The organism is Formosa sp. F44, assembly GCF_056238645.1.
Map to the genome: position 1 here is coordinate 1 of NZ_JBWDLJ010000009.1, position 23,943 is coordinate 23,943.

The window sequence follows — 23,943 nt, forward strand, 5'->3', positions numbered from 1 at the left end:
CGATGGTTCAGACGGAGCTTCAGCCTATGAGATTGCAGTAGCAGGAGGATTTACAGGAACGGAAGCAGCTTGGTTAGCGTCATTAAATGGAGTTGACGGAGCAGATGGTTCTGATGGAACAAATGGAAGTGATGGTGCTGATGGATCTTCGGCCTATGAGATTGCAGTAGCCGGAGGATTTACAGGAACAGAAGTGGATTGGTTAGCGTCATTAAACGGTGCAGATGGAAGTAACGGTACTGATGGTTCAGATGGTTCAGATGGTTTTTCAGCATATCAGATTGCAGTAGCAGGTGGATTTACAGGAACCGAAACAGCTTGGCTAGCATCACTAAACGGTGCTGATGGAGCAGATGGAAGTAACGGGACAGATGGAACTAATGGTTCTTCAGCCTATGAGATTGCAGTAGCTGGAGGATTTACAGGAACAGAAACAGCTTGGCTAGCATCACTAAACGGTGCTGATGGAGCAGATGGAAGTAACGGTACAGATGGAACTAATGGCTCTTCAGCCTATGAGATTGCAGTAGCCGGAGGATTTACAGGAACGGAAGCGGATTGGTTGGCATCATTAAACGGTGCAGATGGTTCTGATGGATCTTCGGCATATGAGATTGCAGTAGCTGGTGGATTTACAGGAACAGAAGCAGTTTGGTTAGCGTCACTAAACGGTTCTGATGGTGATCCTGTAGATGTTATTGATACTGTTGTGGATAACATAACAAATGAAGAAGAAGTCTATAGTGCTATTACAAGTATTTATGGAGCACCATTAAAATCTTATGTAAGTTATAAAGCCTCTAGTAATTTTTCTTTATTGAATGTTTCTTTATTAGATTTTAATGGTTATAGAGCAATAAATTTTTCGACATCTGGTCAGCAGTTTGATGAAAATGACGAATATGATGAGAACACAGGGATTTTTACAGCGAAACAATCAGGTATATATAATATTAATCTACAAGCCAACAATAATGGAGCTGTAAGTGCTGCCCAGTTTGGAGTGGCGATTATTAAAACACCTGCCGGAACATCTTCTCATGAGGTTCTTGCTGAGGACACATATTTAAGTGTGAATATTGGTATTAATGTAATAGGTTTAAATCTTGATGTTGACGTTTCCCCACCAACACGATCTATTCAAACCTTGGTAAAGCTAGAAGTTGGGGATAAAATTCAATTTGGAGTTGCTACCCCTATACTTAGTGCAACGGTACTAGGAGGATATACATCTCAATTTTCAATACATCAAGTAAAGTAAAAGAGGTTTTTAATTAGTAGTCTGATTTATTTTAAAAAGTAATTTATAACAGGCAATTGTAATATCCTGAGGATAGCAATAACAAGAAGCCGTTGTTGTCCTCAGGGAAATCTAGAAGAAAGAAAAAGAGTTGTTTTCTTTTAAAATAAATCAGACTCATTAATAATTAAATATTTAGACACATGAAAAAATATTTATTACAAATAAGCATTTTATTACTCCTTTCTTATGGCATGCTAGCGCAAACTTCTAATATAGGTGTATTGTATGTAAGTGAAAATACACAGTTCTCCACAGTGTCTCAATTTGATAATTTAAGTCAAGGAACATTTAATAACGATGGAGAAACTTATGTATACGATCATTTTAATAACGATGGTGCTTTAGATTTTTATGAGAACACAGGGATAGTAAAATTTATAGGTTCCAAAACTCAGAATATAAGCGGGAGTCAAGTTAGTTATTTACATAATGTTTTGTTTAATAATAGTAGTAGCGCAAACCCATTTCATGTATCAGGTGAAATATATATTAGTGGAACTACAGATTTTTACGAAGGCGTTGTTGATAACGATAATTTTGGTGGGCAAATTACATTTAACACGAATGGAAATCACATCAATACTTCTAATGTTAGTCATGTAGATGGACCTGTAAATAAAATTGGAGATCAGGAATTTACATTTCCTATTGGAGATGGTGGCTATTATAGGTTAGCTGGTATATCTGCACCAGAAAATTCTAGTGCTTTCTTTAAAGGAAAGTATTATTATGAAAGTTCTAATGATTTGTTTTCACACGAGCTTAAGTCTGAAGATATATTAGAGATAAATAGTCAAGAATATTGGACTATAGATCGGGTTAATGATAACTCTGTAGACGGCTTAATTACATTGTCTTGGAGTGCTGTTACAACCCCAAATACATTGGTTGAAGCGGCTACACAAGAAGCGTTAACGATTGTAAGATGGGATGAGTCTAGTAATATATGGATCGATGAAGGGGGTGTTGTAGATCCCAACAACCAAACAATAACAACAGCCACAACTAATTATGGTGTTTTTACACTTGGACGCCTAAAAATTGAATCTGAATTGCCTTGTACTCTAGTTGTTTACAATTATGTGTCTCCAAACGGAGATGGTAAAAATGATTATTTCGAGGTAGAAAAAACAGACGATACATGTGCTAGAGAGCTTACGCTTCAAGTTTTTAATAGATGGGGTGTTAAGGTTTATGAAATGAATAATTATGGTGAAGATGGCCGTTTGTTTAATGGCCGTTCTTCTGGAAGATTAACAGTAAAAGATTCTGATGTGTTACCTGCTAGTACATATTACTATATTTTAAAATATAAGTATGGCAATGAGGCAGATAACACCTCTCATAAAAAAGCAGGTTTCTTATACTTAAGCGATAACTAATATGAATAAAATTAGAATGACTTCAAAAAAAGAAAATATATCTGTTTTAGTGTTGTTGTTGAGTCTGTTTTTTATGACTCCTAAACTACATGCGCAACAAGATTCGCAATACACACAATACATGTATAATACGGTCTCTATTAATCCTGCTTATGCAGGGTCTAGAGAATCATTAAGTATGTTGGGGATTTATAGAAACCAGTGGGTTGGTTTAGATGGAGCTCCTGAAACACTAAATTTTTCAGCACATTCTCCTATCGGAATTAAAGGTGTTGGTATTGGTGTTGGGTTTTTAAGCGATAAAATAGGCCCTACTTCAGAAGACCTACTTTCGGTAGACTTTTCTTATACTATAAATTTAGCTAACGAATTAAAATTAGCCTTTGGTATTAAAGGCGGTATATCTATGTGGAATTTAGACCCTACTAAATTAAATATCCATAATCAGAACGACGTTACTCTAGATCAACAAAGTCATAATTCCCCAATAGTTGGTACAGGTTTATATCTATATTCTGATAAATGGTATGTAGGGTTATCCACTCCTAATTTTTTAGAAACTACACATTATGACGATATACAAGCATCTACATTTACAGAACGAGCGCATTTATATTTAATAGGTGGATATGTTTTTAAAATGAATTCAGGACTGAAATTGAAGCCTGCATTTTTAGTTAAATCTGTTACAGGTTCTCCCTTGGCCCTAGACTTGTCTTTAAATGCACTTATTAATAACGGCTTAACAGTAGGTTTTTCTTATAGGTTAGATGCAGCGGTTAGTGTGCTGGCAGGTTTTCAGTTAACCGACACAATTATGATAGGCTATGCATATGATTACGATACTACCGAATTAGGAAATTATAACGATGGATCTCATGAGATACTTTTACGATTTGAATTAGGTACCAGACGAAGTGGAATAGTAAACCCTAGATTCTTTTAATTAAAAAAATAAATTAATGAAAAATAAGATATCTATATATAGTTTCTTTTGGGTGTTTTTAGCCATGGTTACTGTGACGGCCGTTAATGGGCAAGAAAAGAAATTAATTCAGGCAAATCAGAATTATGAAAAATTAAGTTTCATAAATGCTCAAAAAATCTATTTATCAGTTGCTGAAAATGGATATAAGTCTGAAGAGTTGTATACCAAACTTGCTAATAGTTATTATTTTAATGCACAATACGGGCAAGCTGTAAAATGGTATGATAGTTTGTTCTCTATGGTTCAGGTGCATAAGGAAAGTATTAATAATTTACGATATGCTCAGACATTAAAAGCTACAGGGAAACCTGAACAAGCCATGGAGTATTTCAATATTTTTACAAGAGAAAATGATTTAGAATCGGGGACTTTATTAGCTGAAGATTATTTGAGGTTAATGGATAAAAATTCAGGCAGATATGATTTAGAGCCAATCAGAAAAATTTACAATGACAATAAAATTACTTTTGGAAATGTATTAGTAAAGGATGCCTTATATTATTCGTCTACTAAAGATTCTTACAAAATATTAAATGATAAAAGTGGTTGGGATGGTCTTAGTTTTTTATCGTTGTACGAAGTTAGGCTAGATTCCTCAAGCCAAGCTATTAACGAGCCTAGAATGCTTAAAGGCAACATAAATGGCAAATTTCATGAATCTTCTCCTGTGTTTACAAAAGATAATAATACTATGTATTTTACAAGAAGTAGCATACCTTCTGATGATGATATAGATGATTATAAGTTGAAAATTTATAAATCTGTAAAGATTAATAATAAGTGGCAAAAAGCCGTAGAATTATCTATTAATAGCGACAATTTTTCAACGGCCCATCCAACTTTAAATGCTGAAGGAACTAAACTATATTTTTCATCAGACCGACCAGGTGGTTATGGCGAATCAGATATTTATATGTCTACAATTTCTCCAGGAGGAGATTTAGGAGATCCAGTAAATCTAGGGCCGGAAGTAAATACAGAAGGCAAGGAGACTTTTCCTTTTATAACCACTCTTAATGAACTTTATTTCTCATCAGACGGACATTTTGGCTTTGGAGGATTAGATGTTTTTTACATCAAGATTTTAGATAATCATTACGGAAACTTATTAAATGTCGGAGAACCTGTAAACTCTTATGCAGACGATTTTGCATTTGGAATAGATTTAACAACACGTAGAGGATTTATAAGTTCTAATCGATCTACTAAAGCCGGGGAATTTGTTTACGATAATATATATACGTTTAAAGAAAATGCCCCAATAGTAGATGTATATCTTTCTATAATAGAAGGATATGTTACCGATAAACAATCTAAAAAACCTATTGAAGATGTTAGGGTAAGTCTAAGGGATTCCGATGGACTGGTGTTACAGGAAGTCTTTACTAATGAAAATGGGTTTTATACGGTAGAAACGAATACGTATACATCGTATTTTCTGAAATCGGAGAAAGCGCGCTATGATGCAGATGAACATATCTCTAAAATAAATTTAGATCATCAAGAAATTAATTTTCAATTGCAACCAAATATAGTAGATCTTGTTCCTGAAATAGATTTGGCTAAGGTTTTAAATATTCCAGTAATCTATTTCGATTATAATCAGTCCAATATTCGAGATGATGCAGAAGTCGAGTTGCAAAAAATACTGGTGACTTTAAATACTTACCCTGATTTAAAGATCGAAATACGATCTTATACCGATAGTCGAGGTGACGATGATTACAATATGAAACTGTCTTCCAGACGAGCACAATCTACTCGTGATTATTTGGTAAGTAAAAACATTGATAGCAATAGGATAACTGCAAAAGGTTTTGGAGAAACGGTATTAATAAATAAATGTTCTAATGGAGTGAAGTGTTCTAATTTTGAACATCAGCAAAACAGAAGAAGTGAATTTATAGTGACCAAATAAGTTTAATTACCCTCTTTTTTAGATAGTCTTGTACATATTATGGTAGATTAATTACGAAAAAAATCTCCTTGAGTTTTATAGATTAATAGCACTTTAAAAGAGGGATTTAAATCTTAAGCCAAAACAATTTTTTCTTTTTAATTATAAAAAAGATTACGTTGTTAATGAGTTTAAGGACGTTTTGCCGGTAACCTATTAAAATAAAACTGATTCAATTCGTCTGAATTACTTTCAATAATATCTAGTTTATTATCACCATTTAAGTCGAACATTAAAATATCGTATGTACTAAAATCTTGATTATTTAATTGCATTTTCTCCCAAGACCTTGCATGAGCAGAGTTAATAAAAACAGTGTTTGGAGCACCTACATTACCTATCGCAATATCTGTCTTACCATCACCATTTAAGTCGCCAATAGATACGGCATACGATTTATCTGAGCTCGTGTCGAATATTACTTTACGCCCGTATGTTCCTTTTTCATTTCCGAAATAAATAACATTAGGCTCGCCAATATTTGCTGTTATAATATCCTTGAAACTATCGTTGTCAATATCTGTAACAGCTACAGATCTTGTAGCGTCGTTACCTGTTCCGTAAGGTGTTTTTTTATTAAAGTATAGATTCCCATCATTTAAATATACATAGTTGGGTTGATCGTCTCTATTTGCTAAAATAAGATCTAAATGTCCGTCACTATTCATATCGGCAACCTCGACATCTATAGTCGAATCTTTTTTGCTTCCAAATCCAATAACTTCTGTAAATACTCCATGTCCGTTATTTAAACAAATTTCGTTTTCACTGCCTCTATTGGTAATTAAAATATCTAAATCGGCATCGTTATCTATATCGGCAACAACAATATTTCTTGTCGGTCCGTATTTTGCACCAAAACTAGTGCCTTTAGTAAAATTCCCTTTACCGTCGTTTATAAAAATGTAATTCGGCGCCATATCGTTTCCTACCGCGATATCTAAATATCCATTACCATTAAAATCTGCAAGCTCTGTTGCGTAACTTGTTTCTTGTTCTAAACCTAAATGTTTTGAAACCGTAAACATGCCAAGGCCATTGTTTATAAAGATTTTATTCTGTCCTGGCCAGTGCCTACCATTCGCAATAACAACATCTAAATCGCCATCGCTATCTATATCGCCAATGCCCATAGAAGCGGTACGCTCTTTATGGACTCCTAAAATGGTTCTACTATTATTAAAGAAGCTTGATTTCTGAGCATGAACCGAAAGCATGTAACTAGAAAAAAGTGCTAAGAGAATGTATTTCATGATTTCTCTATTATTTTAAAAAATCTAATACGGTAATAACCACTTCTTGAAGCTGAATGGATAATTGGTCCTGACTCCAAGGATGAGACGTTTCAAATACATGATTAGCGCCTGCAATAATTTTTAATTTGCTATCTGGATTCCATTGGTGCAAATTGTAAGCTTCCTCAATTTTAACACTGGAATCGTTATCGCCATGAATAATAAGATGCGGAATTTTTAACTGTGACGTCGCACGCTCTATATTTAACCGATTCTCGTGAGCTTTAAAATCTTCGAAAAACTGATAATAATGGGGCATGTTTTGTTTTGTTCTTCCATTTACTACATATTCTACACCGTTGGTTTTCCATTGTTTTAGGGCGTCTCCACTAGACATTCTAGAGGCATAATCGCTAACACCAGCTAAACTAATTACGCTTGTAATTCGTGGGTCTTCTTCGGCTTTTATGGTTACAATACCACCACCACGACTGTGGCCAATTAAAGAGATGTTATTGGTGTTTACTTCTGTGTTGTAATCAGTACTGTTTGTAATCCAGTCGATTACCGATTTTAAATCGTCTAATTCTTTGGTGTAATTATTTTGACCAAAGGCTTCTAAATCTGGAAAATCTATGGGTTGCTCTGGTGTGCCACCGTTATGTGAGAAATTAAATTTTATAAAAAAGTAACCTGCTTTAGCAAAGGCCTCACCCATGAGATTCCAAGCGCCCCAATCTTTAAATCCTTTGTAGCCATGACAAAAAATAATTATGGGTTTAAGTAAATTGTTTTTGGTATAACATACATCTGTTAAAATGGGCTTCCCGTGTTTGCCTTGAAGTGGTATATTTAAATGGTGTGTCATGTTAAAAGAGTGGTTTGTATTCAAAAAAAAATCTCATCTAAAGTTAAAACTTTTAGAGAGACTCAGCTAAGTATAAAACAAAAAAAAGAGTGAGGTAACCAGCCCCACTCTTACAAACAAACTAACTAATTGACATAGTTTAACTAACTATCTAATTAAAATTAAAACTATATTTTGAAGTGTTCAACGTAATTTCTTCCGTTTGCACTAATGAATACTTTGTAATGACCTGCACGTTTTTCAGATAAGCTGTATATACGTTGGATACTAGCTTCGTCAGATATTTTTTCAGTATAAATTAATTCATCATTTGAATAACTATCGTTAGATGAATAATAAATATTTACTGATACCTCTTCTTTATCTAAATCTAATTGTGTTAAATACACAGCATTATTTTTAAATTTTACAGAAGGCTTAAAAATGCTTCTTTCTTCTTCTCTGTTAAAAGTAACTTCTTCGTTAGATACAGTAAAAGGAATAATTTTAATTTCTAATCCTTTTTCATGTTCGAAAGAATAGTCACCATTAGGTAAAGCTGTTAAATCGAATGTGTTATTGTAAGCTCCTGAAATTGAAATTGTAGACTTGTATAATGCAATTCCGTACTCATCTTTAATAGATAGTAACTGACCTGCCTTTACGTGGTTAAGCGTTAATGTAATTTCTGATTTTTTTCTGCTATCTACGTTAGATAAATTGTCGTTCGCATAACTAGATATTCCAGTTACCATTGCAAACATATAAATACTAAGGGCTAATAATTTTCTCATAATAATAAAATTTTGTAACTTAATTACATGGCAAAGATATGGTGGAAGGAGACGATGGAAAACAACGATATTGGCTACTTTGTGTGCTATATTAACTGTGATATAAATGTTAAGAAATTGTAAAGGTAAAATAGTATATTTTAGAGCTAATTATACACATACTATCCCATATACATTTTGTATTTTTGTAATACAAATGTGAAACACGAATGAAATTAAAACCAACATATAGAAAAGTAACGCCAAGTTTTGGTAGCTCGTTGGTTGTTAGGCAACATACTCAAGAAGCGCATACTAATAAGCCTTTTTGGCACTTCCATCCTGAACTAGAATTAGTTTATGTTAATAAAGGAAAAGGAAAACGTCATATAGGAAATCATTTATCATACTTTAATAATAGTCAGCTTATACTAATAGGTTCTAATTTACCTCATAATGGTTTTGCAGATCGACTAACTGCTCGCGGTTCTGAAACCATTGTACAATTCTTACCAAATTTTTTAGGAGAACAATTTTTAAAACTTCCAGAAACAGAACGTATTGCCATGCTATTCGAACGCGCAAAGAAGGGCGTGCTTTTTAAACCAGAAACAAAATTAATTGTTGGGCCTAAGATTGAAACCTTAATGGAGTACCAAGGCTTTAATCGCGTCCTGAAATTATTAGAAATATTGAATGATTTAGCAGTCTCTGAGCATTATAGCTTATTAAATGTAGACGGTGTTGCTTTTGAAACCGAACCACAAGATAGCGCTAAGGTTGATGTTATTTTTAGATATATAAATAACAACTTTCAGAGGCATATTAGTTTAGAAGATATTGCCGATCAGGCAAACATGACTGTTCCTGCATTTTGCCGATTCTTTAAAAAAGCAACAGGAAAGACATTTACCAAATTAGTAAACGAATACCGTGTGGTACACGCCACTAAATTATTACAAGAAAGCGAAATGAGTATTACCGATATTTGCTTTGAATGCGGATTTAATAACTTCTCGCATTTTAATAAATTCTTTAATGAAATTACGGGAACGAGCGCTTCTAAGTACAGAAGTGAAATGACTCGTATTATTCAATAAGTTTAATTGAATACCAATATAAAAAGTAAACCCTTCAAACTATAATGTGTTTGAAGGGTTTTTTCTTATTCAAAGTTAAACAGTTAGTTTACTCTTTCTTTTTGTCTTTTTTCGGTTGCTTCTTTAATTCCTCTAATGTGATTTGTCCATTAGAATCGGCATCGATTTTGGCAAAGTTTTTTTCTAAAGTTTTAGCGTCGACTTCTTTTTTTCGTTTTACAGATTTAAACTCTTCTAAAGATATGGTGCCATTTTTATCTGTATCCATGCGCTCTAGCATTTTTTCAGGATTTGGCTCTCTTTTTTTATCTTGTGCTTGCGCAGAAAATGATACCGCGAAAAATGCTAAGCTTAGCATGGCGAATGTTAATGTTTTTAATTTCATCTTATTTGGTTTTAAAGGTTATTGATATAATACCTTAAGACCATAAAAAAATGAAATAGTTTAACCTGAAATAAAATATTTGTAAGGTTATATCTTTTTGAAATATTGAGGGTTACATCGCAGTAGGTTTACCTCTCACCATTCCATTCGGCGTAAAACTGATCTAGAAATGCAATCATAAAATCGTGGCGTTGAGTTGCGATGTCTTTCCCCGTTACTGTATTCATCTTGTCTTTTAAAAGTAGAAGCTTTTCATAAAAATGATTAATTGTAGGCGCGTTAGATGCTTTATATGCCGCTTTTGTCATATTTAAATTAGGCGCAATCTCGGGGTTGTAAAGTGCTCGGTTTTTAAAGCCTCCATAATTAAAGGTTCTGGCAATTCCAATGGCACCAATAGCATCTAATCGGTCGGCATCTTGCACAACATTTAATTCGGGTGAAGTAAACGTCGCTTTAAAATTCCCGCCTTTATAAGATATGTTTTCTATAATATTAATCACATGCTGAATGGTTTCCTCGTCAACTTCAATCGTTTTTAAAAACTCAGAGGCTACTTTTGGGCCAACAGTTTCATCGCCATCATGAAATTTACTATCGGCTATATCGTGAAGTAACGCACCAAGTTCTACAACAAATAGATTTACATCTTCGGTTTTGGCAATTAATTTCGAGTTTTTATAAACCCGCTCTATATGAAACCAATCGTGGCCTCCTTCGGCACCTTCTAATTGTTCTTTAACAAAATTAATTGTAGTCTGTATTTGTAGGTCTTTCGTCATAGCTATAAAAGTAAAAATTCCTAACTGAGACAGAAAGGAATTTTTGTGTTATATAAAGGTATAAGTCGATTTATAATTTAGCAGGCTCTACCCATTTAAATTCGAACGAATTTTCAGGGACTTTCATACGCTCTGCAATACGTGTCATTCTGCTTGGAAGTTTTATAAGGTAATCTCTTGCCTTTTCTGCTTCGTCTGTTAAGCCAGTTACTTTTTCGATTTCCCAACGTTTAAGTAACTTCTCAAGAATATCTATATAATCCATAGATGTATACACGCCAATACGCTGTGCAGTATTCGAAAATTCTTCGAAAGCCGAGCTTATTTGTCCGCCAGATTCTCTTAAAAAGTGCGCTGGCATTGTAATTTTTTGTTTCATCATGTAGTGAAACGCCATCATCATTTGGCTAGGGTCTACTGCAAAAATACGTTCTACAAATTCGCTATAGGCGTTATGGTGTCTCATTTCGTCTCCCGAAATAATTCTACACATTTTGCTTAGTTGTTTGTTTCCGCGTTCTTTAGCTAGTTTAGCTACACGGTTATGAGAAATGTATGTGGCAAGTTCTTGGAAACTTGTATACACGAAGTTTTTATACGGGTCGCGGTCTGTACCAATATCAAAACCATCAGCAATTAAATGCTGTGTTGTTTTTTCAATCTCACGCATATTTACACGTCCAGAAAGATAAAGGTATTTGTTAAGCACATCGCCGTGTCGGTTTTCTTCACCTGTCCAGTGACGTACCCATTTAGACCAACCGTTACGTTCTATTTGTCCAACACCTTCTACATCCATTAACCAGGATTCGTAGGTTGGTAAGGCCTCTTCGGTAATCATATCTCCAACTAAAACTACCCAGAAATCGTAAGGTAAATCTTTAGCTAACTCTCTTATCTCTTTTACTTCGTCAAAAAACTTTGGACTTTCAGAATCTGGTAAGAAATCTGTTGGTTGCCAAATAGTTTCAATCGGAATTAAATACTTTTCTATTAAAGCGTCTACGTCTTTTTCTAAGAACTGCATCACTTCTAACCTTACATTTTTTAATGACATAATGTTAAGTTTTAATGGTTTATACTTTGTGTTACAGTGTGTTCAATTTCGTCAATTAAAGTGTCTGTAGTGCCTGTAAAGGTAGATAAATTTATGGGTTTATGAATAGTTAATGTAATATGAGCCCCTAATCCCATAGGAAATTTACCGTATTTTAACGTTTTCCATGAATTATTTATGGTTAACGGCACTACGGTTGCATTAGGTATGTTTTTTATTAAAGTTTGTAAACCATGACGTTGAAACCGTTTTGGGTGCCCATCTTTACTTCGGGTACCTTCAGGGAAAATAACTGCAGCATAGTTGTTTTCTTTTATAAAAGCAGAAAAATCATAAATGGCACGAATCGCTTGCCTTGGGTTTTTCCTGTCGATTAATGCAGAGCCACCATGGCGTAAATTATAAGATACACTAGGTATGCCCGAACCCAATTCTTTTTTGCTAATAAATTTTGGGCGGTACTGTCTCATATACCAAAGTATTGGCGAAATATCGTACATACTTTGGTGATTAGATACTATTATTAACGGAGCATCCTTTGGGATTTCGTTATCAAAATTGTTGGTGAATGTAAAACGGGTGCCAAGTATATTTAAGCAACGCAACAATACAAATTGTAAGGCATTTACACTATGTTGTAATGCATTGTAGCCAAACACACGGTGGCTAATCCATAATATAGGATGAAAAATACATATCGATAATAAAAACGCAAGAGCATATAATGCTGTTAGTGGATACGCTAGAATTTTCATTAATTGGAGCTTACAGGTTTTGTTAGATGGCAAATTTAAGATATAAAAAAACCACGCCAAAAGCGTGGTTTATATTTTTTTACAAAATCCGACTTAACATACTTGGTTAAAAGCATCTTTAAGATTGTCTGCAATCATTTCAGCAGGACGACCTTCAATATGGTGACGCTCTAACATGTGTACTAATTCGCCATCCTTAAATAAAGCAATACAAGGAGAACTTGGAGGAAAAGGAATCATATAACCTCTTGCTGCATCTACAGCCTCTTTATCTACACCTGCAAAAACAGTTACTAAATGGTCTGGTTTTTTATCGTTTTGTATACTCATGCTTGCGCCTGGACGTGCATTTGCTGCAGCACAACCACATACAGAATTTACAACGACTAAAGTTGTTCCTTCTTTTGCTATCGCTGCATCTACAGCCTCGGCAGTGTGTAATTCTTCAAAACCAACTTTGGTTAAATCTTCACGCATTGGTTTTACTAATTCTGCTGGGTACATAGTTTTAAATTTTTGTTTATAAATAAAGCACAAATATACATAATTAAAACAGAACCCCTTATTACTTTAACGTAACCTAAAGAAGCCGGGTTTTGTAATCTCTTGGGCGTTACCTTGCTCGGGCAAGTTCGGGCTATACGTTATATCTTTTTGTTTTTTTTAGAAAACAAAAAGGATACCACTGCTATCCCTAACGCGGGAGTGCCTGATGGATTGTTTATAAAGAAGATCCATTTTCTAATCAGACTAAGTATTCAGACAATATTTTTATTAATTTTCGTAAAATCCGAACGCTTATAGTGTATCTTTTAATATAGATGTAAAGCAATAAAATTAAAACCACAGCACTTAAAACTACATGTAGTATATTTGCAGTCTTAAAAATAAAATTATGAGTGTTTCAAAATGGTTAGGTGCTACGTTAGGATGGTCTTTTGGAGGTCCAATAGGAGCGATTCTAGGATTTGCATTGGGTAGTGTAGTCGATGGTCTTTCCAACGGAGGTATTAAAGTTGGTAGTGACGGACCTTTTTCTGCGCCGTCGCAAACCAGAACAAAATCGGGAGATTTTGAAGTGAGTCTATTAGTACTAGCCGCAATAGTTATAAAAGCCGATGGTAAAAGTGATAAACGCGAATTAGATTTTGTGCGTGCTCAGTTTGTCGGGATGTACGGGAAAGACCGTGCAAATCACGCTTTTAAATTATTCAAAAATATAAGTCAGCAAGAGAATATTCCTGTTCGCGATGTATGTATGCAAATCCGTCAGATGATGGATCATCCGTCACGTCTTCAGTTACTTCATTTTTTATTCGGTATTGCTAAAGCCGACGGAAATGTAAGTGCAGATGAGGTTGAGGTTATTAACGAAATCTCCAACTACTTAGGTATTCGTGCATTAGATTTTGAAAGTATTAAAGCCATGTTTTACAACAGTAGCGATAATGCCTATAAAATTCTTGAAATCGATAAAACTGCAACTAACGACCAGATTAAGAAAGCCTATCGTACTATGGCTAAAAAATACCACCCAGATAAAGTGCTTCATTTAGGTGAAGAACATCAAAAAGGGGCCGAAGAAAAATTTAGACAAGTTCAGGACGCTTACGATCAGCTTCAAAAAGAACGCGGTTTTATTTAAAAATCATATACTGTTTCAGCCTTTCACATATACATTCGGTTAATCTTATCTATATGCGAAAGACTAACATTACCATATTATACTTTACAATAGGTCGCCAACGGTTCTGATGGTGCCTACTCTCCGTTACTATTTTAGCTGTTGCTTCTACATCAGCTTTCAGGATTTATATCCTGTTTTCAATATAATTACCGAGCCATCAATTCTTTTGCAATGGCATAATCCGATAAATAATTCTGTTTAAGACTATAAGTACTCAAATGCCATCGGATTGAAAAAATACTTAATCTTCTAGTCCATTCAGTGGCTTAATCCAGAAACGCGCTAACATGTATTTATCGTTATTCTAATATTTACAGTGGTTTCAGAGCATTCTATTGTATAGTTTATTGTAATTACAAACGAATTTTTAGGTAAAGCTAAAAATATATTTGTATTCAAGTAAATTGTGTATCTTTGTGATAAATACGTGTTTAGTGATTACATTATCTGAAGAAAATTATTTAAAAGCTATTTACCATTTAGGTAAACAGGGTTCTGTTCCTGTAAGTACAAATGCGATTGCCGAAAAAATAGAGGCCAAAGCATCTTCGGTAACAGATATGATAAAAAAATTGGCTGAAAAGCAATTAGCCAATTATGTCAAATATCAAGGGGTAACTTTAACAGAGGCTGGGCGTTCGGCGGCGGCTTTAGTCATTAGAAAACATAGACTTTGGGAAGTGTTTTTAGTTGAAAAATTAAACTTTTCTTGGGACGAGGTTCATGACGTTGCAGAGCAATTGGAGCATATAAAATCGTTAAAATTAGTAAACGAATTAGATGTGTTTTTAGGTTGCCCGACACACGATCCTCATGGCGATCCTATTCCGGATAAAAACGGCAATTATTCGCCTCTAAAAAGTGTAAATATTTTAGATATTAAAACAGGTGAAACGGGGGTCTTAGCATTGGTAAAAGATTCTTCCGAAGCCTTTTTAAAGTATCTAAACAAAAATAATTTAGCACTTGGAGATACTATTAAGGTTTTAGATTTCGAACCGTTCGACAATTCTTTAACGATAGAAACATCAGATGGGAAAATGATTATTTCTAATGAAGTTTCGAAAAATTTATACTTAAACTTATAACTATGGAAAACTACAGCCCTTTATTGGCACTGCTAATATTTTTTATTGTAGTTGCTTTATTATATGTTGTATTTAGACCAATAAAAGGTTGGTTTTGGATTATTAGAAAATCGTTAAAATCCAACGAAAAAGAAATTATTGAAGATGTGCTAAAGCAACTTTATCATTTCGAGGATTCAAAAAATAAGGTAGATATGAAAACCTTAGTTCAGGTGTTAGATTATAAAAATGACGACATCGTAGAAGCCGTAAAGAAAATGACCATTAACGATTTAATTTATTCCGAATTCGATGCCTTAAAACTTACAACTGAAGGACGAGATTATGCCTTGAGAATTGTTAGAGTACACCGACTTTGGGAACGTTATTTAGCCGATAAAACAGGAGTACATAAAAAGGAGTGGCACGATAGAGCCGAATCTATGGAGCACCGCTTAAGTCATGAAGAGGCCGATGAGTTGGCGGCGCATTTAGGTCACCCACAATTCGATCCGCATGGCGATCCTATTCCTACTCGAAGCGGGAAATTGGCCGATGTTCACGGCGTAGAATTACCTTTATTGGCAGTGGGTTCGGTTGGAAGAATTACACATATCGAAGATGAGCCTGAAGTTATTTATAAGCAAATTTTAGCAGAGAACATTTATATGGGCTCGGTCCTTAAAATAACCGAAAATAATTCCACACGGATTGTATTTCAGTCGGAAGGGGAAGAGTTTAAACTGGCGCCTATAGTTGCGGCAAACTTAACTGTTGCACCTATAGAAAAGTTAGTTGATATAGAAGAAAATGTAGCCCGTTTATCGAGCTTAAAAGAAAACGAAACGGCTAAAATTATTGGTATCTCAAAAGAGAATAGAGGAGATAGTCGCAGACGATTATTAGATCTCGGATTTGTAAAAGGATCGGAGGTTAGTATCGATTTGTTAAATCCTTTAGGCGATCCGAATGCGTACTTAATAAAAGGTACGTCCATTGCCTTACGAAAAGACCAGGCTTCTAAAATTTTAATTCAAAAATCTTAAATTATGGAAACAGCTGTAAAGAGTGCTTGTGAAACCTGTGCCCACTTTAATAAAGATGGTTTAAAAAAATTAGGCGTTCAAACCACCGATTTTGACTTTGTAGTGGCCTTAGCCGGAAATCCAAATACAGGTAAAAGTACCGTTTTTAATGCATTAACAGGCTTAAAGCAACATACAGGAAACTGGCCAGGAAAGACGGTAACACGTGCAGAGGGAGGTTTTGAATATAATAAAGAAAAATACAAACTGGTAGATTTGCCAGGAACATATTCATTGCTGTCAACATCCGAAGATGAAGAAGTTGCTCGAGATTTTATCCTTTTCGGAAAGCCAGATGTTACAGTAATTGTGGCTGATGCAAATCGATTAGAACGCAATCTAAATTTGGTGCTTCAAATACTTGAAATCACCGATAAAGCCGTGTTGTGTTTAAATTTAATGGATGAAGCTAAACGTAATAAAGTCGATATTGATATAAGAACTTTATCACGAGATTTAGGAATTCCTGTGGTGCCAACAAGTGCACGTTTTAATAAAGGGATTCCCGAATTAATCCAAACCATTAGTGAGATTGCAAGTGGAAAAATTGTGTGTAAACCACATCGCATTAAAAATGTGCCTAAAAATATTGAAAGGGCAGTTAAAACCTTAACCACCGAAATAGAAAAAGAATTTCCTAATATCCCAAATAGTCGTTGGATTGCCTTCAGGCTGTTAGAGGGAGATAAGCAAATTATTGAAGCTTTAAAAACAGGAGAGTTTCTCTAAATTTTCAACTACATGAAAGAAAATAATATAGACAATATTATAGAGTTATCTAACGATTTGCGTTGGCAAATTGGTGATGAATTTCACGATAACCTTACCGAAAGTATCTATGCAGATGCGGCAGATATTGTAAGAGATTCAGTAAAAACAGAAGACGGCGAAAAACGGTTTCGTTTAGATTCTAAAATCGATAAAATAGTTACAAGTAAAAGGTGGGGATTTCCCATCATGTTTTTAATCCTTGGAACGGTTTTGTGGCTAACCATTATTGGAGCAAATTATCCTTCCTCACTGCTTGCAGAGTTGCTTTTAGATACCATACATCCTATTTTAACTAGTGGTGCCGAAAGTGTTAACATGCCATGGTGGCTCGCTGGTTTTTTAATCGATGGAGTGTATTTGGCTGTGGCTTGGGTTATCGCGGTAATGTTGCCACCAATGGCTATATTTTTCCCAATGTTCACGCTTTTAGAAGATTTTGGATATTTACCGCGTGTCGCTTTTAATTTAGATTCCTTATTTAATAAATCTGGTGCGCATGGTAAACAGGCATTAACTATGAGTATGGGGTTTGGTTGTAATGCTGCAGGTGTAGTGGCAACCCGAATTATAGATAGTCCTCGGGAGCGGTTAATTGCCATTATTACAAACAATTTCTCGCTATGTAATGGTCGTTGGCCAACTCAGATTTTAATAGCAACTATTTTTATTGGAGCTGTAGTGCCAGAATCATTATCTAGTGTAGCTTCGCTACTAGCCGTAATAGGGATTGCCGTTTTAGGAATGGGATTTATGTTTGGTGTGTCTTGGGTGCTTTCTAATACAGTTTTAAAAGGGGAAGTATCTACCTTTAATTTGGAATTACCACCTTATCGTCCGCCACGTTTTTGGAAAACAATTTATACCTCTTTAATAGACAGAACTGCAATTGTATTATGGAGAGCCATAGTTTTTGCGGCACCTGCAGGGGCTGTAATTTGGCTTATTTCTAACCTGCATATCGGAGACGAATCCATCGCAGCATGGTTGGTTAACGGTATGGATGGTTTCGGATTCTTACTTGGTTTAAATGGTGTTATTTTATTGGCCTATATCGTTGCTATTCCTGCCAACGAAATCGTGATTCCAACGATTTTGATGCTGACCGTTATGGTTACTGGAATTGGTGGAGGTGAAGGTGCTGGAGTGATGTTCGAGTTGGATTCTATCAATGCTACTGGTGATATATTAAGAGCTGGAGGTTGGACATTATTAACCGCTATAAATTTGATGTTATTTAGTTTGTTGCATAATCCGTGTAGTACAACCATATATACAATTTATAAAGAAACTAATAGTGCCAAATGGACGATTGTTGCTTCTATAATGCCAATTATTTTAGGGTTTGTGGTTTGTTTTTTAGTGGCTCAAGTCTGGAGAATTGTTTTTTAAGTTAAAACGTTACAATCGAGAAACGTATAGTTTAAGACTGTTGAAGAAAATTAATAGGAGATGACTTCTTCTATTCTTGAAGCTTGATATATTTTTAATGGACAAAATTTTGAAATAAAAAAGCACCACGATTTTACGTGGTGCTTTTTTGTTTTATGTGTCCCGTCCTAAATTAGCGATACATTAATTCTGTTATATTATAAAGATACATAACGTATTATTTAATGAGCTTCTGAACCTAAGTGTCGATAAACAGGTGTTTGTTTTAAAATATATAATTATTCTACGAACAACCGCAACTATCGCCATCAGACCCACATGCTTTTTTAGACTTTCCTTTTTTCCAGAAAAATTTCTTAATGATAAAAGCGACTGCAATACCTAAGGATGCAAAAACTAAAATATTTTGAATGATTGTATTCATAATTTTAAAGTCGTTTTAATTACGGTGTACTTTCATTTATATTAATACTTGATAGGCTATAAATGCCGATACGTATGCTAATATCGTCATAAATGCCAATTGCAGAGTTGGCCACTTCCAGCTGTTTGTTTCACGTTTTACTATTGCTAAGGTGCTCATACACTGCATGGCGAAAGCATAGAATAATAACAGCGAAATTCCCGATGCAAAGTTAAAAAGTGGTCCGCCTAGAATAGGATTCACCTCTCCAGCCATTCTGTTTTTAATGGTTTCTTCCTGATCATTACCAACACTATAAATCGTAGCTAAAGTTCCTACAAATACCTCACGTGCGGCAAACGAACTTACAATAGCAATACCAATTTTCCAATCGTAACCAAGTGGTCTAATAGCAGGTTCGATAGCATGACCAGCAATCCCGATATAAGAATGTTCTAATTTGTACGAATCTATTTTATGATCTAAATCCTCTTGAGATAAGTTTTCTGAAGCATATTTTTCAGTTATAATATTCTCGGCATCATTAAAACGCTCACCTGGACCATAAGATGCTAAAAACCATAAGATAATTGAAATGGCAAGTATAATTTTACCAGCGCCGAATACAAACGATTTTGTTTTTTCAAGAACGGTTAAAGCTACATTTTTAAATAAAGGCATTTTGTAATTCGGCATTTCAACTACAAAAAACGTTTTACTTTTAAGTTTCATTACGCGGTCTAAAATGTAAGCGGCACTAATGGCCGTTGCAAACCCTAGTAAATACAATAACATTAATGTTAATGCCTGATAACCTAGTCCTAAGAATGTACCTTCAGGAATCACTAACGAAATAATAATAAGGTATACTGGTAATCTTGCGGCGCAGGTTGTAAATGGCGTAACCAATATGGTTATTAATCGCTCTTTCCAACTCTCTATATTTCTAGTGGCCATAATAGCAGGAATTGCACACGCAGTACCAGAAATTAAAGGCACAACACTTTTTCCGCTTAATCCAAATCGGCGCATAATACGGTCCATTAAAAAGACCACACGACTCATATACCCACTTTCTTCAAGTATGGCAATAAACAAGAATAGGAAGGCAATTTGCGGTATAAAAATAACCACACCTCCTAAGCCAGGAATAATTCCCTCGGCCAATAAGTCTGTAAATACTCCGGCCGGAAGTTCTGTTTTAACCCATTCTCCTAAAGACGCAAAAGACGAATCAATAAAATCCATTGGTATGCTAGACCAATCGTAAATGGCTTGGAAAATTAATAATAGTATAAAAAAGAAAATGACATAGCCCCAAACTTTATGCGTTAGAATACGATCCAATTTTGCTCGTAAGTCTGTAGCTTGAGACGGATCTATAGTTTGACCTTTTTTAAGGGTATTATTTATAAACTGATACCGTTTAATAGTTTCCTTTTGTTGCAGTCGTTTTAAATCGGTTTTACTTTTTGTTTTAAAATCGGCTACAGCATCAAATTCATTTCTATCTGTTTTTCCAAAATTAACATCCTGAGTAATTACCAACCAAAGTTTGTATAATAACTGATTTGGGAACACCTGTTGTAACCGGTCAAAATAAGCTTTGTCAATTTCTGATGCATTAAGACAAGGTGTAGTCGATTGTTCTCTATAATTAAGAATGAGTTCTTTTAATTGATCTATTCCTTGATTTTTACGTGTACTAACAATTGCGATTTTAGTCTTTAATTGTTCTTCTAAGTAAGGGATGTCTAAAGAAATACCACGACGCGTCATACGATCGGCCATGTTAATCACTAAAATAGTAGGGATTTCTAAATCTTTAATTTGTGTAAAAAGTAGAAGATTTCGTTTCAAGTTTTCAACATCACTAACTACTATCGCGATATCAGGAAAGTCTTTATCTTTTTTGTTTAATAGTAATTCAATCACTACATTTTCATCTAAAGACGATGCGTTTAGACTATATGTTCCAGGTAAATCGATAATGTGTGCTTTTACCCCACGAGGTAATTTGCAAATCCCTTCTTTTTTTTCGACTGTAATTCCGGGGTAATTCCCCACTTTTTGATGCAGACCGGTAAGGGCATTAAATACCGATGTTTTTCCTGTATTCGGATTTCCTATTAAAGCAACATTAATTTGTTTACTCATGCGATAATTTTTCAATTAAAATAAGACTTGCAGTGTCCTTTCTTATGGCTAAATGTGTGCCATTAATGTTGAGGTAAATAGGATCTTTAAATGGCGCAAGTTGAACTAGTTCCACTTGATTGCCAGGAAGGCAACCCATTTCCATTAACTTTAAAGGAATTTGATCGGATGAAACATCTGTAATAACAGCTGTTTCTCCACGTTTTAGATGTGCTAAAGTTGTCTGCAAACTTATTTAGATTGATTTTAAAGAAGCAAAAGTAAGGTAAAAAGTGATGCTAAAAAAATTGTGGCACTAAAACTACTTTTTATATTCTCTTTTTAGAGATGCGATGTCTTTTAATAACTGTGTAATGGCTTCTGGATCTGTACCATCGTAAAACCCTCGAATTTGTTTTTTCTTATCGATTAGCATGAAATTTTCGGTATGAATCATATCGTATTCATCGCCATCTCCAACTGTTTTTACGGCCAAATAACTTTTTCTTGCCAGTTCGTAAATTTGTTTTTTATCGCCTGTAACTAAATTCCATTTGGCATCATTAACGCCTTTTTTTAAGGCATATCTTTTTAATTGAGCAACCGTGTCTATTTGTGGTGTAACGGTATGAGAAAGTAGCATAACCTCGTCATCATTTAAAATTTGGTTTTGAATCTGTGCCATGTGATCGGTCATAATCGGACAAATGGTTTGGCAGGTTGTAAAAAAGAAATCGGCCACGTAAATTTTATCTTTGTAATCGTCTTGAGTAATGGTTTTTCCATTCTGATTCGTCAGGCTAAAATCTGCTATTTTATGATATTTTCTAACATCGTAAAGAGTGCTATCTACCAATTCTTGTTCAACTTGAGCAGGTTGGTAAATAGGAAGCGGTTTTTCGACATCTAAAATATTGTAAATAATAGATACAATAACTATTGAAATGATGGCAAAAACAATGGCGAAGTATTTGTAATCTTTAAAAAATGATAACATGGCGAAGTTTAAATCGTGTATGACACAAAAATACGAGTTAAATTAAGTTTACCGAAGCCCTTTATATGATAAATGCATGTTAAAAAAAGGGTGTTGTGTAGTTTATGTTTTTTTACGACTTTAAAAACCGTACTTTTGCGCGTTAAAATATAACTGTAAAAACTTCATGGAGTTTATAATTAAGATTTCACAATTTCTATTAAGCCTTTCCTTATTAATTGTATTACACGAGCTTGGGCATTTTATTCCAGCAAAACTATTTAAAACACGAGTAGAGAAATTCTATTTGTTTTTCGATGTAAAATTTTCTCTTTTCAAAAAGAAAATTGGTGATACCGTTTATGGTATTGGTTGGTTGCCTTTAGGGGGTTACGTGAAAATATCAGGAATGATAGACGAAAGTATGGACAAGGAACAAATGGCATTGCCACCACAACCTTGGGAATTTAGATCGAAACCAGCTTGGCAACGTCTAATTATTATGCTTGGAGGTGTAACGGTAAACTTTGTTCTGGCCGCATTAATTTATATGGTTATGGCATTTGCATACGGTGAAACCGATATTGCAACTGCGAGTATTAAAGATGGGTATTTTATAACGAATCCTATTCTAGAAGATATGGGGGCTAAAACAGGAGATAATGTTTTAGCAATTAATGGAGAACCTGTAACGGGGTATAACGCCATGAGACCTAAATTAATTGAAGCAAAGAAAATAACCATAGACCGCAATGGTGAAAAAATTGTTCTAACCACTCCAGAAGATTTTCTAGGACAATTAAGTACTGGTGAAGATCGTACGTTGTTTCAATTACGCACACCTTTTGTTGTGGCTAAAGTGGTAGATTCTTCGGCAAACAAAAATGCAGATTTAAAAGAAGGAGATATTATAACAGCAGTGAATAATACTAAGCTGAAATATTTTGATGAATTTGGGCCTTTCTTAGAAACGCTAAAAGGACAAACAGTACAAGTGGATATATTAAGAGATTTTGAGCCTATAACAAGAGAGCTTAAGGTTGATGAAGATGGGAAATTTGGAATTTATCCGTTTTCTGGAGCGAATGCTAAAACCTATGAAAAATTAGGATACTACAATGTAATTACTAAAACATACGGACTAGGTGAAAGCATAGGTGTAGGAGCAACACGTTTTAAAGAACAAATTGTTGGCTATTGGGCGCAGTTAGGAATGATTTTTAATCCAAGTACAGGTGCATATAAAGGCGTAGGTGGTTTTAAAGCAATCTTCGATGTATTTCCTAGCACATGGAGTTGGGAAGCATTCTGGAGTATTACAGCCTTTTTATCGATTATGTTAGGAGTGCTTAACTTATTACCAATTCCTGCGTTAGATGGTGGTCATGTTATGTTTTTACTATACGAGATGATCTCTGGACGTAAACCAAGTGATAAATTTTTGGAGTATGCACAAATGGTTGGATTCTTCATTCTTATAGCATTAGTGCTGTTTGCGAACGGAAATGATGTCTTTAAAGCACTGTTCAAATAATTTTTTTTAAATTTTTTTTAAAAAAGTTTTGTGCAACTGAAATAAAGTTCTATATTTGCACTCGCTAATGCAAAACACTCCTTCTTAGCTCAGTTGGTTAGAGCATCTGACTGTTAATCAGAGGGTCCTTGGTTCGAGCCCAAGAGAGGGAGCAAAGCTAGCTAAGAGCCTTACAGAAATGTAAGGCTTTTTTTATGCGATATAGTTTCGTGCTAGTGGTGTGGCGGATATTGAAGTGTTTCACGTTGTAAGTGATAATCTTTTACAATAGGATAGTATCTTGGATTTAGGGTGATTTAGGTATACTATTAGGAGCCCAAAATTAAAGCTT

20 protein-coding genes, 1 tRNA gene and 2 pseudogenes are annotated in these 23,943 nt (G+C 34.6%); 11 read left to right on the top strand and 12 right to left on the bottom strand.

Translation table 11 applies throughout. From position 1 onward, the window contains the following. The 4 genes and pseudogenes from AC0UBM_RS17885 to AC0UBM_RS17900 form a co-directional block, all read left to right on the top strand. Positions 1-1,261, top strand: a pseudogene (locus AC0UBM_RS17885) (hypothetical protein); the annotation flags it as partial. A 182-nt stretch (positions 1,262-1,443) separates the two neighbouring features. Then, entirely contained in the window at positions 1,444-2,685 is a 1,242-nt protein-coding gene (locus tag AC0UBM_RS17890) for a gliding motility-associated C-terminal domain-containing protein (RefSeq protein ID WP_475689563.1), read from the top strand. 1 nt (position 2,686) lies between these two features. After that, a complete protein-coding gene (locus AC0UBM_RS17895) occupies positions 2,687-3,631 on the top strand; it encodes a PorP/SprF family type IX secretion system membrane protein (protein WP_414036437.1) in 945 nt (314 codons plus the stop codon). A 16-nt stretch (positions 3,632-3,647) separates the two neighbouring features. Further along, positions 3,648-5,591, top strand: coding sequence for an OmpA family protein (locus AC0UBM_RS17900; protein ID WP_475689564.1), 1,944 nt, complete (start codon positions 3,648-3,650; stop codon positions 5,589-5,591). A 170-nt stretch (positions 5,592-5,761) separates the two neighbouring features. On the opposite strand, the gene AC0UBM_RS17905 is transcribed toward AC0UBM_RS17900, so the two are convergent. The 3 genes from AC0UBM_RS17905 to AC0UBM_RS17915 all read right to left on the bottom strand — a co-directional run bounded on the left by AC0UBM_RS17905 (position 5,762) and on the right by AC0UBM_RS17915 (position 8,506). Then, positions 5,762-6,883 (bottom strand): FG-GAP repeat domain-containing protein, encoded by a 1,122-nt coding sequence (locus AC0UBM_RS17905; RefSeq protein ID WP_475689565.1) that lies wholly within the window; start codon positions 6,881-6,883, stop codon positions 5,762-5,764. A 10-nt stretch (positions 6,884-6,893) separates the two neighbouring features. Beyond that, the gene (locus AC0UBM_RS17910; RefSeq protein WP_475689566.1) at positions 6,894-7,733 is read right to left on the bottom strand and encodes an alpha/beta hydrolase family protein; all 840 of its coding nucleotides are present in this window, start codon (positions 7,731-7,733) and stop codon (positions 6,894-6,896) included. Positions 7,734-7,900: 167 nt separating this feature from the next. Continuing rightward, positions 7,901-8,506 (bottom strand): hypothetical protein, encoded by a 606-nt coding sequence (locus AC0UBM_RS17915; RefSeq protein ID WP_475689567.1) that lies wholly within the window; start codon positions 8,504-8,506, stop codon positions 7,901-7,903. Positions 8,507-8,715: 209 nt separating this feature from the next. On the opposite strand from AC0UBM_RS17915, the gene AC0UBM_RS17920 reads away from it, so the two are divergent. Then, on the top strand, positions 8,716-9,585 hold the full coding sequence (locus AC0UBM_RS17920; RefSeq protein ID WP_414036442.1) for an AraC family transcriptional regulator: 870 nt from the start codon (positions 8,716-8,718) through the stop codon (positions 9,583-9,585). A gap of 88 nt (positions 9,586-9,673) precedes the next feature. Here the strand turns inward: AC0UBM_RS17920 and AC0UBM_RS17925 are convergent, their stop codons facing one another. The 5 genes from AC0UBM_RS17925 to AC0UBM_RS17945 all read right to left on the bottom strand — a co-directional run bounded on the left by AC0UBM_RS17925 (position 9,674) and on the right by AC0UBM_RS17945 (position 13,068). Then, entirely contained in the window at positions 9,674-9,970 is a 297-nt protein-coding gene (locus AC0UBM_RS17925) for an EF-hand domain-containing protein (protein WP_475689568.1), read from the bottom strand. Positions 9,971-10,098: 128 nt separating this feature from the next. Further along, positions 10,099-10,752 (bottom strand): HD domain-containing protein, encoded by a 654-nt coding sequence (locus AC0UBM_RS17930; RefSeq protein ID WP_475689569.1) that lies wholly within the window; start codon positions 10,750-10,752, stop codon positions 10,099-10,101. A 70-nt stretch (positions 10,753-10,822) separates the two neighbouring features. After that, the gene (locus AC0UBM_RS17935; RefSeq protein ID WP_414036445.1) at positions 10,823-11,809 is read right to left on the bottom strand and encodes an acyl-ACP desaturase; all 987 of its coding nucleotides are present in this window, start codon (positions 11,807-11,809) and stop codon (positions 10,823-10,825) included. Positions 11,810-11,820: 11 nt separating this feature from the next. Next, complete coding sequence (locus AC0UBM_RS17940; RefSeq protein ID WP_475689570.1) at positions 11,821-12,564, bottom strand: lysophospholipid acyltransferase family protein; 744 nt, start codon at positions 12,562-12,564, stop codon at positions 11,821-11,823. Positions 12,565-12,657: 93 nt separating this feature from the next. Continuing rightward, positions 12,658-13,068, bottom strand: a complete 411-nt coding sequence (locus tag AC0UBM_RS17945) for a BrxA/BrxB family bacilliredoxin (protein ID WP_038526087.1) — start codon at positions 13,066-13,068, stop codon at positions 12,658-12,660. Between the two features lie 391 nt (positions 13,069-13,459). Between AC0UBM_RS17945 and AC0UBM_RS17950 the strand changes: the two genes are divergently transcribed. From AC0UBM_RS17950 to feoB (AC0UBM_RS17965), 4 genes and pseudogenes are all read left to right on the top strand, one after another. Next, positions 13,460-14,209 carry a TerB family tellurite resistance protein gene (locus AC0UBM_RS17950; protein ID WP_414036447.1) on the top strand — a complete coding sequence of 250 codons (750 nt, stop codon included), beginning with the start codon at positions 13,460-13,462 and terminating at the stop codon, positions 14,207-14,209. Positions 14,210-14,688: 479 nt separating this feature from the next. Continuing rightward, positions 14,689-15,339: a metal-dependent transcriptional regulator gene (locus AC0UBM_RS17955; protein ID WP_434037760.1), complete on the top strand. Its 651-nt coding sequence runs from the start codon at positions 14,689-14,691 to the stop codon at positions 15,337-15,339. A 2-nt stretch (positions 15,340-15,341) separates the two neighbouring features. Next, positions 15,342-16,364, top strand: coding sequence for a metal-dependent transcriptional regulator (locus AC0UBM_RS17960; protein ID WP_414036448.1), 1,023 nt, complete (start codon positions 15,342-15,344; stop codon positions 16,362-16,364). A gap of 3 nt (positions 16,365-16,367) precedes the next feature. After that, positions 16,368-18,563, top strand: a pseudogene (gene feoB, locus AC0UBM_RS17965) (ferrous iron transport protein B). A gap of 283 nt (positions 18,564-18,846) precedes the next feature. Here feoB (AC0UBM_RS17965) and AC0UBM_RS17970 read toward each other — a convergent pair. The 4 genes from AC0UBM_RS17970 to AC0UBM_RS17985 all read right to left on the bottom strand — a co-directional run bounded on the left by AC0UBM_RS17970 (position 18,847) and on the right by AC0UBM_RS17985 (position 22,099). Continuing rightward, the gene (locus AC0UBM_RS17970; protein ID WP_414036449.1) at positions 18,847-18,987 is read right to left on the bottom strand and encodes a FeoB-associated Cys-rich membrane protein; all 141 of its coding nucleotides are present in this window, start codon (positions 18,985-18,987) and stop codon (positions 18,847-18,849) included. Positions 18,988-19,023: 36 nt separating this feature from the next. Continuing rightward, entirely contained in the window at positions 19,024-21,123 is a 2,100-nt protein-coding gene (gene feoB, locus AC0UBM_RS17975) for a ferrous iron transport protein B (RefSeq protein WP_414036450.1), read from the bottom strand. Further along, on the bottom strand, positions 21,116-21,352 hold the full coding sequence (locus AC0UBM_RS17980) for a FeoA family protein (RefSeq protein ID WP_038526100.1): 237 nt from the start codon (positions 21,350-21,352) through the stop codon (positions 21,116-21,118). The genes feoB (AC0UBM_RS17975) and AC0UBM_RS17980 overlap by 8 nt, the downstream gene beginning before the upstream one ends. A gap of 72 nt (positions 21,353-21,424) precedes the next feature. Continuing rightward, positions 21,425-22,099: an SCO family protein gene (locus AC0UBM_RS17985; RefSeq protein WP_475689571.1), complete on the bottom strand. Its 675-nt coding sequence runs from the start codon at positions 22,097-22,099 to the stop codon at positions 21,425-21,427. A gap of 166 nt (positions 22,100-22,265) precedes the next feature. Here AC0UBM_RS17985 and rseP point away from each other — a divergent pair, with 166 nt between their 5' ends. Beyond that, positions 22,266-23,612, top strand: coding sequence for an RIP metalloprotease RseP (gene rseP / locus AC0UBM_RS17990; RefSeq protein WP_475689572.1), 1,347 nt, complete (start codon positions 22,266-22,268; stop codon positions 23,610-23,612). A gap of 78 nt (positions 23,613-23,690) precedes the next feature. Then, a tRNA-Asn gene (locus AC0UBM_RS17995) sits at positions 23,691-23,764 on the top strand. The last annotated feature ends 179 nt before the right edge of the window (positions 23,765-23,943 follow it).

Excerpts from the sequence above, each read along its gene's own strand:
- AC0UBM_RS17890 (WP_475689563.1), top strand. The coding sequence starts at position 1,444 with ATGAAAAAATATTTATTACAAATAAGCATTTTATTACTCCTTTCTTAT.
- AC0UBM_RS17895 (WP_414036437.1), top strand. The coding sequence starts at position 2,687 with ATGAATAAAATTAGAATGACTTCAAAAAAAGAAAATATATCTGTTTTA.
- AC0UBM_RS17900 (WP_475689564.1), top strand. The coding sequence starts at position 3,648 with ATGAAAAATAAGATATCTATATATAGTTTCTTTTGGGTGTTTTTAGCC.
- AC0UBM_RS17905 (WP_475689565.1), bottom strand. The coding sequence starts at position 6,883 with ATGAAATACATTCTCTTAGCACTTTTTTCTAGTTACATGCTTTCGGTT.
- AC0UBM_RS17910 (WP_475689566.1), bottom strand. The coding sequence starts at position 7,733 with ATGACACACCATTTAAATATACCACTTCAAGGCAAACACGGGAAGCCC.
- AC0UBM_RS17915 (WP_475689567.1), bottom strand. The coding sequence starts at position 8,506 with ATGAGAAAATTATTAGCCCTTAGTATTTATATGTTTGCAATGGTAACT.
- AC0UBM_RS17920 (WP_414036442.1), top strand. The coding sequence starts at position 8,716 with ATGAAATTAAAACCAACATATAGAAAAGTAACGCCAAGTTTTGGTAGC.
- AC0UBM_RS17925 (WP_475689568.1), bottom strand. The coding sequence starts at position 9,970 with ATGAAATTAAAAACATTAACATTCGCCATGCTAAGCTTAGCATTTTTC.
- AC0UBM_RS17930 (WP_475689569.1), bottom strand. The coding sequence starts at position 10,752 with ATGACGAAAGACCTACAAATACAGACTACAATTAATTTTGTTAAAGAA.
- AC0UBM_RS17935 (WP_414036445.1), bottom strand. The coding sequence starts at position 11,809 with ATGTCATTAAAAAATGTAAGGTTAGAAGTGATGCAGTTCTTAGAAAAA.
- AC0UBM_RS17940 (WP_475689570.1), bottom strand. The coding sequence starts at position 12,564 with ATGAAAATTCTAGCGTATCCACTAACAGCATTATATGCTCTTGCGTTT.
- AC0UBM_RS17945 (WP_038526087.1), bottom strand. The coding sequence starts at position 13,068 with ATGTACCCAGCAGAATTAGTAAAACCAATGCGTGAAGATTTAACCAAA.
- AC0UBM_RS17950 (WP_414036447.1), top strand. The coding sequence starts at position 13,460 with ATGAGTGTTTCAAAATGGTTAGGTGCTACGTTAGGATGGTCTTTTGGA.
- AC0UBM_RS17960 (WP_414036448.1), top strand. The coding sequence starts at position 15,342 with ATGGAAAACTACAGCCCTTTATTGGCACTGCTAATATTTTTTATTGTA.
- AC0UBM_RS17970 (WP_414036449.1), bottom strand. The coding sequence starts at position 18,987 with ATGAATACAATCATTCAAAATATTTTAGTTTTTGCATCCTTAGGTATT.
- feoB (WP_414036450.1), bottom strand. The coding sequence starts at position 21,123 with ATGAGTAAACAAATTAATGTTGCTTTAATAGGAAATCCGAATACAGGA.
- AC0UBM_RS17985 (WP_475689571.1), bottom strand. The coding sequence starts at position 22,099 with ATGTTATCATTTTTTAAAGATTACAAATACTTCGCCATTGTTTTTGCC.
- rseP (WP_475689572.1), top strand. The coding sequence starts at position 22,266 with ATGGAGTTTATAATTAAGATTTCACAATTTCTATTAAGCCTTTCCTTA.